Here is a 13,301-nt window from a genome sequence, read left to right on the forward strand (position 1 = left end):
CCGGACCCCCTGCAACGAGAGGAACCGACGATGGTCTACCTGGTAGCGGCGGTCGTACTGGTCGGCGCACTCGGACTGACGAACCTCGTGCTCACGCTGGGCGTCATCCGGCGGCTGCGCGAACACACCGAACTCCTGGCCAACCGGGTGCCGCCGGGCCCGTCGATCAGGCAGGCGGGGGAGACCGCCGAAGATTTCACCACGACCACTGTGGACGGCCGGACGTTCCGGCGCGGCGATTTCGCCGACGGCACGCTCATGGGCTTCTTCTCACCGGGTTGCAAGGCCTGCGCGACACAGCTGGCCCAGTTCCTGGAGCTGGCGGCTTCCTGGCCTGGTGGGCCGGACCGGACGGTCGCGGTCGTCATGGGTGCCGCGGAGTCGTCGAGGGCGCTCTGCGAGGAGCTCGGCCAGGTGGTCGGCAGGGTCGTGCGCGAGGGTGAGGAGCCGGTCGTCAGCCTGGCGTTCGGGGTCAACGCTTTCCCGGCCTACGCGGTGGTCGACGCCGACGGGGTGGTCGCGGCGGGCGCGCTGAACATGGAGGCCTTGCCCATCCGCGCAACAGCATGAAAGTCAAGACCGCCATTGGGTACGCGTGGCAAGCTTCCCGGTCGATCTTCACCGTTCAGGTGCTGCTCGCCGTGGCCGCCGGCGCCGCTCCGGTGGCGGTCGCCTGGCTGACGAAGGCCGTCCTCGACACCCTGACCGGGGCCACGACCAGCGCGAGCCTCCTGCCTGCGGTGCTGGCCCTGGCCGCCGCGGGCCTGGCGGCCGTCGTCCTGCCGCACCTGCTCAACCACACCGACCGTGAGCTCGGCCGCGCGGTGACCATCGCCGCCAAGCGACGCCTCTACACGGCGATCAGCGGACTCGGCGGCCTGGCGAGGTTCGAGGATCCGGCCTTCCACAACCGGCTCCGGATGGCCGGCATGGGTGGCAGCGCACCGGCCGATCTCGTCGGCTGCGGCCTCGGCCTCGGTCAGGGCGCGGTCACGGTCGCCGGCTTCCTCGTCACCCTGGCGCTGCTGAACCCGTGGATGGCCCTCGTCGTGGTGATCGCGGCCGGGCCGACCCTGTACGCGGAGCTGATGCTGGCCCGGGAACGGACCGCCATGCATCTGAAGCTGGGCAACGTGAGCCGCCGCGAGTTCTTCTACACCGAGCTGCTGACAAGTGTCACGGCGGCCAGGGAGGTGCGCCTCTTCGGCCTGGGCGACTTCTTCGGCCGGCGGATGCTGGCCGAGGCGCGGGTCATCGACCGCGAGAACCGCCGGGCGGACCGCCGGGAGCTGGGTACCCAGGCGCTGCTGGCGGCCCTCGGCGCCGTGGCGGCGGGCGGTGGTCTGGTCTGGGCGGTGCTGGCGGCTCGGTCCGGTCGGCTGACCGCGGGCGACGTGACGATCTTCGTCGCGTCGGTCGCGGGGGTGCAGGCCGCGCTGCGCAACGCCATCGCCGCCATCGGCCAGGGCCGGCGTGCACTCCTGCTGTTCGAGCAGTACGAGTACGTGGTTCACGTCGCGCCCGACCTCGAACCGGCGCCGTCCGGGCACACGCGGCCGGTGCCGCCGCTGCGCCGGGGGATAGAGCTCCGCGACGTCTGGTTCCGCTACGCCGACGATCTGCCCTGGGTGCTGAGCGGGCTCGACCTCACCGTGGCCGCGGGCGGTGCCACCGCGCTGGTCGGCCTGAACGGCGCCGGCAAGTCCACGCTCGTCAACCTGCTGTGCCGGTTCTACGACCCGCAGCGCGGTGCGGTGCTGTGGGACGGGATCGACATCCGCGAGTTCGACGTGACGGAGCTCCGCGACCGGATCGGCGCGGTGTTCCAGGACTTCATGCGATACGACCTCACGGTGGGCGAGAACATCGCGGCCGGTGACGTACGGCATCTCGACGAGCCCGCACCCGGAACCCCGCGTCTGATCGCCGCCGCCGCGGAGAACGCCGGGGTGGCGACGGCGATCGAGGCGCTGCCCAGGGGATACGACACGATGCTGAGCCGCATCTACACCGACGGGAACGCCGATCACGCGCCGGCCACCGGGGTGGTGTTCTCCGGCGGGCAGTGGCAGCGGCTCGCCGTCGCCCGGGCGCTGTTCCGCGAGGGCCGGGACCTGCTCATCCTCGACGAGCCGAGCGCGGGCCTGGACGCCGAGGCCGAGCACGCCCTGCACCGCAGGCTGTACGCGCACCGGTTCGGCCGCACCAGCCTGCTGATCTCACATCGCCTCGGCGCCGTCCGGGACGCGGACACCATCGCCGTGCTCGACGGCGGGAGGGTGGCCGAGCTCGGCAGTCACGACCAGCTCATGGCTGCCGGCGGCCGGTACGCGGAGCTGTTCAGCCTTCAGGCGACCGGTTACCAGAGGGCGGGCTGAGGGTTTGCAGCATCTCCCGGGCGCGGGTGACCTCCGCATGACCCAGCGCCTCCAGCAGTTCGAGAGCGCGCTCCGCCGCCGTGACCGCCGCGCCGATCTCCTGCTGGGCGCGGAGCGCGTCGGCGAGATGAAGCAGCGTGTCGGCCTCGAAGTACGCGTCGCCGATCTCCGCGAACAGGTCCGCCGCCTGCCGGTAGCAGTCCGCCGCCTCCCGCTGGTTCGCCAGCCGGAGGTGGGCGTAGCCCAGGCTGTCCCACGCCGCGGCCATGCTGCGGTTGTCGCCGAGCTCACGGGCGAGTTCCACGGCCCGGCCGCAGTGGGTCAGCGTCTCGTCGTAGTGGCCGAGCTGTGCGTGGTACCAGCCGATCGAGTTCAGCGCGTTGGCCTGGCCGTAGCGCTGGCCACCGGCCTGGAACGCCGCGTACGCGGCTTCGGCGTACCCGAGGGCGTCGGTGTACGAACCGGTCCGGGCGTGGAGCTGGCCGAGCGTCATCGACGTGTGCCCCTGCGCGACGTGATCGCCGAGGTCCCGGTTCATGGCCAGCGCCTGGACGAGGTGTTCACGGGCCTCGTCGTACCTGGCCTCGCGGCTGGCGGCGAGACCGATGAGTCGGTGCGCCCGAGCCTGCCGCGCCTGGTCGCCGAGACGTTCGGCCGCCGCGAGTGCCTCACGCTGGGTGGCGGCCATGTCGTGGTAGCGACTGCGCAGGTCGAAGAAGCGCGCCAGCGACCACGCGAACTCGGCGACCTGACGGTCGAGCCCGGCCGTCACCGCGGTGCGGAACGCTCCGAGCAGCACGGCCTGCTCGCGGGTGAACCAGGCGGTCGCCTCCTTGACGTCGGCGAACGTCTCCGGCAGGACGCCGGACGACGGCTCTCCGGGTGCGAAGGGATCGCTGTGCGGGATGAGAAGGTGCGCCGCCACGCAGGCGGTGTGCAGGTAGTGATCGGTGAGGCGCTCGACCGCCGCCTGCCGGGCGAGCTCGTCCTCGTGACGCCCGGCCGTCTCGATCGCGTACGCCCGAATCAGGTCGTGCATCCCGAACCGGCCCGGCACCGTCTCGGTCAGGAAGGCGGCCCGGGACAGCTCGGTCAGGCTGTCCTCGGCGTCGGCGAGCGTGACCCCGGCCAGGCTGGCGGCGGCGTGCACGGTGATGTCGGGACCGGGATGCAGCCCGAGCAGCCGGATCAGTCGCTGCGCGCCGGCGCCGAGGATCCGGTACGACGAGGAGAAGACGACCCGTACGTCACTGGCGGTGTCACCGACGGCCAGCGCGTCCAGTTCGCTGGCCCGCAGCTCGGCGGCCAGGTCCGCAAGGGGCAGATCGGGGTCCGCGGCAGCGCGGGCACCGGCGACGGACAGCGCGAGCGGCAGCCCGGCGCACCGTTCGATGATCTCGTCGGCCGACTGCGGCTCGGCCGTCACCCGGGCGTGACCGATTCGGCCGATCAGCATCTCGCGCGCCTCGGGCGGGGTGAGCACGTCGAGGCTGAGCACGTGCGCGCCGTCGGTCGCGACGAGGCCGGTCAGCCTGTTGCGGCTGGTGACCAGCGCCAGGCTGCCGGGCGAGGCGGGCAGCAGCGGGCGGACCTGCTCGGCGTCGTGTGCGTTGTCCAGCAGGACCAGCATCCGCTTGTGGGTCAGCATGCTGCGGTAGAGACCGGCCTGCGCCTCCAGCCCGAAGGGAACCCGCTGCGGTGGAACGCCGAGCCCGTCGAGCAGCACCCGCAGCGCGTCGGTCGGGGTGACCGCCGGCGCGGACGGATCGAAGCCGCGGAGGTTGAGATAGAGCTGTCCGTCGGGAAAGGACGCGTTGACCCGGCGGGCCCAGTGCACGGCCAGCGCGGTCTTGCCGACACCGGGGAGTCCGGCGATCGCCGAGATGACCACCGGCGCCGGCGAAGCCGCCCGGCCGGGCAGCAGCGCGTCCAGCCTGCGCAGGCTCTCCACGCGGCCGGTGAAGTGCGGGTGGTCGGCGGGCAGCTGGGCCGGCGCGACCGCCTGCGCGGTCGCCGGCTCGGCGAGGCTCAGCGCGGAGTCCGCGGTCAGGATCTGTTTGTGCAGGCGTTTCAGTTCCTCGCCCGGTTCCAGGCCGAGCCGGTCGGCCATCGCCTGCCGCAGCTCCCGGTAACTGGCGAGCGCGTCGCCGCGACGGCCGCTGCGGTGCAGCGCGAGCATGAGCCGGCCGCGCAGGCCCTCGTCGAGCGGGTGGTCGCCGACCAGAGTGCCGAGTTCCTCGATCACCGCGGTGTGCCGGCCCAGTCGCAGGTCGGCCTCGATGCGATCGGTGAGGACGGCCAGCCGGCGTTGCAGCAGCCGGGTGCGCTGCTCCTCCAGCGCGGGCGCGGCGACGTCCTCGAAGGGCGTCCCCGAGAACAGCGCCAGAGCCTCGCCGAGTGACTCGGCCGCGCGTTCCGCGTCGCCGCCCGCCAGCAGCTCGCGGCCGCGGTCGGCGAGCTCGGTGAAGCGCTGCAGGTCGAGTTCGCCCTTCTCTACCCGGATCAGGTAACCGGGCGGGCGGTGCACCAGGCGCTCGTCACCGGCGTTCGCCTCGGCCAGCGCGCGGCGCAACTGGGAGACCCGTACGTGCAGGGCGGACCGGGCGGTGCGGGGCTGCCGGGCGTCCCAGAGCACGTCGGCGAGCCGCGCGGTGCTGACCACCCGGTTGTGGTGCAGCAGCAGTACGGCCAACAGGGCCGTCCGCTGCTTGCCGTGGAGGGGAACCGGGCTGCCGTCGACAGTCACCTGGACGGAGCCGAGTACCCGAAATTCGATGGTCAGGCGGACCACCATCCAGAAGGGAGGCGCACCGCGCCATTCTAGGAGCTCGATCAATGGCAGCCTGTCAAGATCGGGGTAAGGCTGTCTGACCTGCGACGACCTCGCGCGGGTAAGCCACGGGTAAGCGCGCGCCACGAGCCTGTGGCGGTGACATTGACCTTTCGTCTGCTCGGCCCGCTGGAGATCCGCCGCGAGAACCGGCCGGTGCGGCTCTCCGGAGTGAAGCCGCGCGTCCTGCTGGCGTACCTGCTGGTCAACGCGAACCGGACGGTGCCGATCGAGGAGATCGTCGAGGAGCTGTGGGGCGGGATGCCACCGCCGTCGGCGACCGCCAATGTGCGTACGTATGTGGCTGGTCTTCGCCGTTCCATGCACGCCTGGCCGGCCACCGTCCAGGTGATCGCGAAGCCTGGCGCCTACCAGCTCGCGCTGACCGGTGACGGCTACTACCTCGACCTCGACGACTTCCGCGCCCAGGCACGGCTCGGCCGGGCGAAGATGAACGACGGCACCCCGCTGGCCGCGGTCGACCACTTCGAGCGGGCGCTGGCGATGTGGCGCGGGCCGGTGCTGGAGAACCTGCGGGACGGCTCGGCGCTGAGCACGTTCGCCTCGCACCTGGAGGAGGACCGGGCGCAGGTCACGGCGGATCTGATCGAGTGCCGGCTGATGCTCGGCCGGCCGGCCGAGGTCATCCCGGTGCTGCGCCGCAGCATCCAGGAGGAGCCGCTGCGGGAACGGGCGTACGCGCAGCTCATGCGGGCGCTGTACCAGAGCGGCGACTCGTCCGAGGCGCTCGAGGTCTTCCGGTCGGCCCGTACCGCGCTGACCAACGACCTAGGCATCGAGCCCGGCCCGCAGCTGACCGGCCTGCACCGCGCGATCCTGACCGGGGAGCCGGTCGGGCCCGCACCCTGGATCCGCAGCGCGCCCTGCCTGACGCCGCCCGCGGCCGCCGGTTTCGTGGGCCGGTCGGTGGAGCTGACCCGGGGCGCCCGGATCCTCACCTCCGCCGAGGAGGGCACGCTGCCGATTCTGGCGATCTCCGGCCTCGCCGGCGCCGGGAAGACCGCGCTGGCGACGACGCTGGCGCACCGGGTGCGCGACCAGTACCCGGGCGGTCAGCTCTATGCGGACCTGCAGGGCGACCAGCTCGAACCGGCCGACCCCGCGGAGATCGCCTACCGTTTCCTGCGCTCGCTGGGTGTGCCGCCGCGATGCGTTCCGGACGGCCGCGACGAGCGCAGCGGGATGCTGCGCAGCGAGCTGGCCGGCCGCCGGGTCCTGGTGCTGCTCGACAACGCGGCGGACGAGGCCCAGGTACGCGCCCTGCTGCCCGGCACGGACGACTGCGCGGCACTCGTGACCAGCCGCCGGCGCCTGGCCGGCCTCGACGGCGCCCAGTTCGTCGGGCTCGGCTGCCTCGCCGAGCCGGAGGCGATCGCCATGTTCGCCAACGTCCTCGGCCGGCAACCGGACGAGGAGGAGCGAACTGTGGCGAGCGAGATCGTGCGGCTGTGCGGTCTGCTGCCGCTCGCGGTACGGGTGGCCGCCGCCCGCGCCGCTGACCGGCCGCTGGAGGAACTCGCCGCGCTGCTGCGGGACGAGTCACGGCGGCTCGACGAGCTGCGCGTCGCCGACCTGGACGTCCGTGCCAGGTTCGCCGCCACCTTCCGTGCGCTGCGGCCCGCGGACCGGCAGCTCCTTCGGCTGATGAGCGGCACGGCTGACTTCACCGCGGCCGACGCGACGGCCGCGACTGGGACCGACCACGCCGAGGTGGCCGCCTCCCTGGAGAACCTGGGAGCCGGCCACCTGCTGACCAAGACCGTGCCCGCTGACGGCGGTCCGGCGCGGTACAGCTTCCACGCGTTGATCCGGATAGCGGCTATTTGAGGTAGGCGGCGAGGGGGATGCCCTGTTCGCGCAGGGCGGTGGCGATCAGGCCGGCGATCTGTCGCGCTCCGGCGGCCTCGAAGTGGGTGTGGTCGTTGCAGAAGAACGCGCCGACCGCGCCGGTGGTGTAGTCGCCGTTGTTCGGGCACAGCCGCAGCGAGTTGTACAGCGCCACGCTCCTCGCGTGCAGATCGATCACCGGTACGCCGTTCGCCGCGGCGGCGTCCTTCGTCTCGGTGACGAAACCGCGGTTGCCGACGGCGGCGCTGCCGCTGCAGGTGATCGCCGCGACGGGCGTGACGAGGACCGGTCGCACGCCGCGGGCCTTCGCCGCCGAGGCCATCACGCCGAGCAGCTCCTTGAAGCGCGCGGTGCCGACATGCCGCGGGCAGGCCGAGTCGCCGTCGTTGATGCCGAACTGGACGATCAGGTAGTCGCCGGACTTGAAGCCGTTCAGCATCGCCGTCCACCGCGAGCTGTACGCGGTCGAGCTCAGCGTGCACTCGCCCGCCGAGTTCTTCACCGTGGTCACGTTGCCCTCGTAGAGCCACGTCTGGATGCTGCGCCCGCCGACAGCGCTGTTCTGCACGGTGACAGCGCTGGTGAAGTTCGGCCCGAACTGGCTGCCCCAGCCGATCGGGCAGGCGCTCGCGTTCATCATCGTCGAGTCACCGGCCATCCAGACGGTGACCGGTGCGGTGGCGGGCGGGGTGCTCGGCCCGGTGCACGGCGTCGGTGACGGTGACGACGTGCCGCCGGTGCACGCGGTGCCGTTCAGCGTGAACGACGAGGGGACCGGATTGCTGCCGCTCCACGTGCCGTTGAAGCCGAAGGTGACCGATCCGCCGGTGGCCACCGAGCCGTTGTAGCCCACGTTCTTGGCGGTCACCGCGGTTCCGGAGACGCTGACCGTGGCGTTCCAGGCCTGCGTGACGCCCTGACCGGCGGCGAGCGTCCAGCCGAGGGTCCAGCCGGTCACCGCGTCGCCGAGGTTGGTGAGCGTGACATCGGCGCCGAAGCCGCCGGTCCACTGATTGGTGATCCGGTAGTCGACGCGGCACGCGGTGGCGGCCGCACCGGCGCTGGAGACGCCGAGAGCTCCGGCCGCGACGGTGAGTGCGGTGGCTGTCAGGACCAGCAGTGTTCTTCTCATGCGAGCCTCGCAGCGAGGATCGGGGCGAGCCGGTCGGTGATGGCCAGGTGACCCTTGTCGTTGGGATGGACCGAGTCGCTGAGCCCGTCCGACGGCAACCATCCGGTGGTGTCCACATAGAACACGTTGGGGTCACCCGCGGCGTTTCGCGCACGCACGGCGGCCTGCGTCTCCGACGCATAACGACCGATGAGGGTACGCAGCGCGAAGAGCTTGGCGTTCGGGAACTTCGCCCGGACTCTCGTCAGGAAGTTCGTGTACTTCGCCTGGAAGTCCGCGCTGCCCACCCCGTGGCTCCGGTCGTTGGTGCCCAGGTTGATCACCACTCCGTCGGCCGCGTATCGGGAGAAGTCCCACTGATCGCTGCCGGCCTGCCCGCCGCTGGACATCCAGTACCGGGTCTCGTGCGCCCAGCACCCGTCCGCTGTCTCGGCCAGGCACATGCCGCCGATCGCGATCTGCGTGTGGTCGTACCCGAGCCGCTCGCCGGTCTTGAAGCCGTATCCGGTCACGGCCAGCTGGCTGCTCGTCGTCCCCGCGGTGATCGAGTCACCGACGAACTCGACCAGCCGGGTGCGCGCCGGCGCCTTGAACGTGGTGGCGCCGGAGTCGAGCACGAGACCCTGGAAGACCGCGTCGCCGGTGTACGAGCCGGCCACCTGCCGGTAGCTCACGATCAACGTGTGGTTGCCCGCGGCCAGCGCCGTCGGGGTCAGGTTGATCGTGCCGGAGCCACTGAAGGCGGTGAACGCCTTACCGTCGATGCTCGCCCACAGCTGAATCGTGTTCCGCTGCTTGAGCTTCACGGTCCGGCCGGTGAACCCGACCCGCAGGTAGGCACCGGCCCAGTAGGGCACGTACGCCGAGGCACTGGACCTGTTCCAGCGCCCCACAAAGCTGATGTTGGTGTCACTCGGCGTGCCGTCACCGACCGCTGCCTGCGCCGCCGGCGCTGACACCGCTGCCGACAACACTGTCGAGACGACCACCAGGAACCCGAGCACACGACGTCGCACGGCAAATTCCCCTCTCGGAACGGGAGCGCTCCCAGAGTCAGCCATCAATCGATTTGTGTCAATGACACCTTTGCAGCGCGGAAATCCGGAGCGGGGCGAGTCCGGAGGGCAATAAGTTTTGAACTTTCTTAACAGATACCTTGACGAGGGGTCTTGGGATCTAGTTGAGTCGATGCATACTTCATCCCCCTCGCGCCAGTGTGTCCCCCGACGCACGGAAGGTGAGCCATGCCCAGAAAACGGCTTTTGTCGATCGTGGCCACTATCAGCGTCGCCTTGGCGGGTGCCGCCGCGGCGATTCTGCCCATGACAGCGTCGAACGCGGCTGAGGCCTGCGTGGCGGCGTACAGCAGCTCGGCGGTGTACACCGGTGGGCAGCGTGCCTCGTACAACGGTCGCAACTGGACCGCCAAGTGGTGGACGCAGGGCGAGACGCCCAGCACCGGCGGGTCCGGGGTGTGGGCCGACAACGGCGCCTGCGGTGGCGGTACCACGACTCCCCCGGGCGGGGGCACGAGCTGCAACTACCCGAACTGGGTGGCGGGTCAGTACTACGCGGCCGGCTCGATCGTGCGGTACACCAACGGGCTCTACTACCGGGCCACCAACGCGAACCCGGGCTACGACCCGATCATCAGCACCTGGTACTGGTCGCCGTACACCTGCTCCGGTGGTGGCGGCACCACGACCCCGCCGCCCAGCGGCGGATCCGGTGGGTTCCCGGTCAGCGAGGCGCAGTTCAACCAGATGTTCCCGAACCGGATCGCCTTCTACTCGTACTCGGGGCTGATCGACGCGATCAAGAAGTTCCCGGCGTTCACCAAGACCGGCAGCGACACGGTCAAGAAGCAGGAGGCCGCGGCGTTCCTGGCGAACGTCAACCACGAGTCCGGCGGCCTGGTCTACGTCGAGGAGATCAACCAGGCGAACTGGCCGCTCTACTGCGACCGCAGCCAGCCGTACGGGTGCCCGGCCGGGCAGAGCGCGTACCACGGGCGTGGGCCGATCCAGCTGAGCTGGAACTTCAACTACAAGGCGGCCGGTGACGCGCTCGGCATCGACCTGCTCAACAACCCGGACCGGGTCAAGAACGAGTCGTCGGTGGCCTACCAGACCGCCGTCTGGTACTGGATGACGCAGCGTGGCCCGGGCACCATGACGCCGCACGAGGCGATCGTGAACGGCCGAGGCTTCGGCGAGACGATCCGCAGCATCAACGGCTCGCTCGAGTGCAACGGCGGCAACCCGGCACAGGTGCAGAGCCGGGTGGACGCGTACAACCGGTTCACGAGCATCCTGGGCGTGACCCCGGGCGGGAACCTGTACTGCTGAACGACGGACCAACGAGGGGGTACGGCCGGCGGCCGTACCCCCTCGCCGTTTTCAGAGGGGGTTCTTGACCGAGACCTTCGAGCCATAGCCGGAGAGCTTCATGGTCACGTTCTTCGTGTACGCCGGATAGTCGCTGGTCTTCTTCTGGTCGACCGCGTAGCTGAACTCGGTGATCTTGCCGCCGGACACCTTGACCGTGCCGGTGAACGCGTCGTCGGTGACCTGGTATCCGCCGGCGGTCTTGGTGACCATGCTCGCCTTCCTCAGGCTCTTCAGTGCGGTGGCCGGGTCGGAGGCCACCAGCGACGGCACGTTCTCGTCGCCGCAGAGCATGAATCCGGCGAGGGTGCCCTTGCCGCGGTCGACCCAGTGCTCGCCGTCCTTGCTGATGAAGTGCCGGCCGTTCACCAGGCGCGCCTCGACCGGGTGCGACTCGAGGTGCGCGGACTCCTTGACCGGGTCGACGGCGCCGGTGCAGGTCGTCGTGACGTGGTCGATCTGCCACTCGGACAGCGTCAGCGTCGAGTCGATCCGGAACCTGAAGCTGGTGCCCGCCGTCGAGGTGGCGGCCGCCGCCAGCTCCATCGCGGGCGAGGTCTCGGCCTGCGCGAGGGGCGACTGCGGGGCCGTCGCGCCGCCGGTCGTCGTGAGGGCCACACCGACCACGGCGGCGAGGGCGAGGGTGGCGGCGCCGGCCGACGCGGCGCGACGCCGGTTGCGCCGCCTGGTGCCCGCCGCGATGAGGCCGGCCACGGGCGGTTCTCCGGCGGGCGTCCGCTCGGCCCAGTCGTGCAGAGCGGTGGAGATGTCGTTCATCGGATTCCTTCCAGAACGGGTGGGATCAGCCGCGGGTCTCGAGGAGCGCCGATTCGGCACGCAACTTGGCCATGGCGCGGGAGTGGGTGGATTTGATGGCGCCGACCGAGCAGCCGAGCACGGCGGCGGCCTCCTTCTCGGTGAGGTCCTCGAAGTAGCGCAGGACGATCACGGCGCGCTGCTGCCGTGGCAGCCGCAGGACGGCACGCTGCAGTGCGTCGTGCGGTTCGACCGGCGCCGACCGGCCGTCGGACCGGTCCGGTGTCTCGGCCATCGGCCTCTCGCGCAGCCAGCGCCGCCACCGGCTGACGTTGCCGTTGACGAGCATGCGCCGCAGGTACGCGTGCGGGTCGCCGTCGCGGGCCACGCGCCGCCAGCGGGTGTAGAGCTTGACGAGGCACTCCTGGAGCAGTTCCTCGCCGGCGTGCCGATCACCGGTCAGCACGCTCGCGGTCCAGAGGTAGCGCCTCCAGCCGGCCGCGACGAACGCCGTGAAGCCGTCGTCGGTCGTATCCGTCGGTTCGGTTCGGGGGGTCACACGGCTTACACGCGGCAGCCCGGGCGGAAGGTTTACCGAAATCCGCGAACCGGATGGACGATCTTTCCGGGAGATGAACGCCGGGTATATTGACCAGCCGCCCCGTCTAGATCACCCCCCGGTTGAGGTTTCATGTCGTCCTCCACGCTGACGTCCGTTCCGTCCCAGCCCGCCGCGCCGGCGCCGGCCTCGCAACAGATCGGGCAGCGTGGTGACCGGATCGTCGCGCTCGACGGGCTGCGGTTCATCGCGGCGTTCATGGTGCTGCTCTACCACCTGGCCGGTCGGCCGGCCGGTGGGCCGACCCAGGCGTGGGGCGAGTCGGTCCGCGAGGTCTTCCCGCTGCTGCAGAAGGTGACGCAGTTCGGGTGGCTGGGCGTGGAGATGTTCTTCGTGATCAGCGGCTTCGCGATCTGCATGAGCGCGTGGGGCCGCAGCCTGGGCGAGTTCTTCCGCTCCCGGGTGGTACGCGTCTACCCGGCGTACTGGGCGGCGGTGCTGCTCACGTTCACCGTGGTGAGCATCTGGCCGATGATGCGGGGCAACGTCCGGTTCAACGACATGCTGGTCAACCTGACGATGCTGCACGAGCCGCTCGGCGTGCCGGCGATGGACGGGGTGTACTGGACGCTCTGGTCGGAGCTGAAGTTCTACCTGCTGTTCGCGCTGGTCGTGGCGAAGGGCCTGACCTACCAGCGGGTGGTCACGTTCTGCTGCGCCTGGACGGTGGCCGCGGCGGTCGCGATGTCGGTCGACAACGCGCTGCTCACCGAGATCGTCCAGCCGTCGGCGGCACCTTTCTTCGTCGCCGGTATCGCGTTCTACATGATCCGCCGCTTCGGCTCGGACCTGACGCTCTGGGGCATCGTGGGGGTGTCCTGGCTGATCGGTCAGCACCACGCCGTCTACTTCCCGCACGGCTTCGCCAAGAAGAGCGTCGACACCGACCAGGCTCTCGCGATCGCCGCGTTCGTCACGCTGGTGTTCGTCGTGATCGCCGCCGTCGCCCTCGGCCGCCTGTCCTGGATCAAATGGCGCGCTCTGACCACTGCCGGGTTGCTGACCTACCCGCTGTACCTGTTGCACCAGCAGATCGGCTGGGTGTTGGTCTACGGACTGCGGCGCGAGCTCCCCCCGTACGTCACCTTGGTTTTGGTCATCGCGATCCTGTTGCTCGCCTCCTACCTGGTGCACCGCTTCGTCGAGAGGCCCCTGTCGCGAAGGCTGCGCGCAGCGCTGCCGCGCCGGTGACGCGCTAAGAAGGTCGGTCCGGTATCGTTCCACCGTCATCGATGATCGACGGGGGATGATGAGATGGCAGTGCGGCATCGCCGTGGCCTGATCGCGCTCACCTTTCTGCTGGTTCTGACCGGCGGTGGGGTCGCGATCG

The 13,301-nt window shown here is 70.6% G+C and carries 10 protein-coding genes; 5 read left to right on the forward strand and 5 right to left on the reverse strand.

Annotated elements, in window-relative coordinates:
• Positions 1-30: 30 nt before the first annotated feature.
• Both AB0M02_RS07055 and AB0M02_RS07060 read left to right on the forward strand, forming a co-directional pair.
• Complete coding sequence (locus tag AB0M02_RS07055; protein ID WP_364222917.1) at positions 31-570, forward strand: redoxin family protein; 540 nt, start codon at positions 31-33, stop codon at positions 568-570.
• Entirely contained in the window at positions 567-2,378 is a 1,812-nt protein-coding gene (locus tag AB0M02_RS07060) for an ABC transporter ATP-binding protein (protein WP_364222920.1), read from the forward strand. The genes AB0M02_RS07055 and AB0M02_RS07060 overlap by 4 nt, the downstream gene beginning before the upstream one ends.
• On the opposite strand, the gene AB0M02_RS07065 is transcribed toward AB0M02_RS07060, so the two are convergent.
• Positions 2,341-5,172 carry a BTAD domain-containing putative transcriptional regulator gene (locus tag AB0M02_RS07065; protein WP_364222923.1) on the reverse strand — a complete coding sequence of 944 codons (2,832 nt, stop codon included), beginning with the start codon at positions 5,170-5,172 and terminating at the stop codon, positions 2,341-2,343. The two genes, AB0M02_RS07060 and AB0M02_RS07065, sit on opposite strands and share 38 nt — an antisense overlap.
• Positions 5,173-5,307: 135 nt before the next feature.
• Between AB0M02_RS07065 and AB0M02_RS07070 the strand changes: the two genes are divergently transcribed.
• The gene (locus AB0M02_RS07070) at positions 5,308-7,056 is read left to right on the forward strand and encodes a BTAD domain-containing putative transcriptional regulator (protein WP_364222926.1); all 1,749 of its coding nucleotides are present in this window, start codon (positions 5,308-5,310) and stop codon (positions 7,054-7,056) included.
• On the opposite strand, the gene AB0M02_RS07075 is transcribed toward AB0M02_RS07070, so the two are convergent.
• Complete coding sequence (locus tag AB0M02_RS07075; protein ID WP_364222929.1) at positions 7,049-8,209, reverse strand: cellulose binding domain-containing protein; 1,161 nt, start codon at positions 8,207-8,209, stop codon at positions 7,049-7,051. The two genes, AB0M02_RS07070 and AB0M02_RS07075, sit on opposite strands and share 8 nt — an antisense overlap.
• Entirely contained in the window at positions 8,206-9,225 is a 1,020-nt protein-coding gene (locus AB0M02_RS07080; protein ID WP_364222932.1) for a GDSL-type esterase/lipase family protein, read from the reverse strand. Before AB0M02_RS07080 ends, AB0M02_RS07075 begins: the two co-directional genes overlap by 4 nt.
• Positions 9,226-9,453: 228 nt before the next feature.
• On the opposite strand from AB0M02_RS07080, the gene AB0M02_RS07085 reads away from it, so the two are divergent.
• Positions 9,454-10,557, forward strand: a complete 1,104-nt coding sequence (locus AB0M02_RS07085; protein WP_364222935.1) for a glycoside hydrolase family 19 protein — start codon at positions 9,454-9,456, stop codon at positions 10,555-10,557.
• A 51-nt stretch (positions 10,558-10,608) separates the two neighbouring features.
• Here AB0M02_RS07085 and AB0M02_RS07090 read toward each other — a convergent pair whose 3' ends face one another.
• Entirely contained in the window at positions 10,609-11,373 is a 765-nt protein-coding gene (locus tag AB0M02_RS07090) for a hypothetical protein (RefSeq protein ID WP_364222938.1), read from the reverse strand.
• A gap of 25 nt (positions 11,374-11,398) precedes the next feature.
• On the reverse strand, positions 11,399-11,911 hold the full coding sequence (locus AB0M02_RS07095) for a SigE family RNA polymerase sigma factor (RefSeq protein WP_364222941.1): 513 nt from the start codon (positions 11,909-11,911) through the stop codon (positions 11,399-11,401).
• A 132-nt stretch (positions 11,912-12,043) separates the two neighbouring features.
• Between AB0M02_RS07095 and AB0M02_RS07100 the strand changes: the two genes are divergently transcribed.
• Entirely contained in the window at positions 12,044-13,162 is a 1,119-nt protein-coding gene (locus tag AB0M02_RS07100; RefSeq protein ID WP_364222944.1) for an acyltransferase, read from the forward strand.
• The last annotated feature ends 139 nt before the right edge of the window (positions 13,163-13,301 follow it).

Origin of the sequence: Actinoplanes sp. NPDC051861, from assembly GCF_040681145.1 — a bacterium.
Lineage (GTDB): Bacteria > Actinomycetota > Actinomycetes > Mycobacteriales > Micromonosporaceae > Actinoplanes.

Bases quoted from the DNA above. Each gene is read 5' to 3' on its own strand.
- AB0M02_RS07055 (WP_364222917.1), top strand. From the start codon at position 31: ATGGTCTACCTGGTAGCGGCGGTCGTACTGGTCGGCGCACTCGGACTG.
- AB0M02_RS07060 (WP_364222920.1), top strand. From the start codon at position 567: ATGAAAGTCAAGACCGCCATTGGGTACGCGTGGCAAGCTTCCCGGTCG.
- AB0M02_RS07065 (WP_364222923.1), bottom strand. From the start codon at position 5,172: ATGGTGGTCCGCCTGACCATCGAATTTCGGGTACTCGGCTCCGTCCAG.
- AB0M02_RS07075 (WP_364222929.1), bottom strand. From the start codon at position 8,209: ATGAGAAGAACACTGCTGGTCCTGACAGCCACCGCACTCACCGTCGCG.
- AB0M02_RS07085 (WP_364222935.1), top strand. From the start codon at position 9,454: ATGCCCAGAAAACGGCTTTTGTCGATCGTGGCCACTATCAGCGTCGCC.
- AB0M02_RS07090 (WP_364222938.1), bottom strand. From the start codon at position 11,373: ATGAACGACATCTCCACCGCTCTGCACGACTGGGCCGAGCGGACGCCC.
- AB0M02_RS07100 (WP_364222944.1), top strand. From the start codon at position 12,044: ATGTCGTCCTCCACGCTGACGTCCGTTCCGTCCCAGCCCGCCGCGCCG.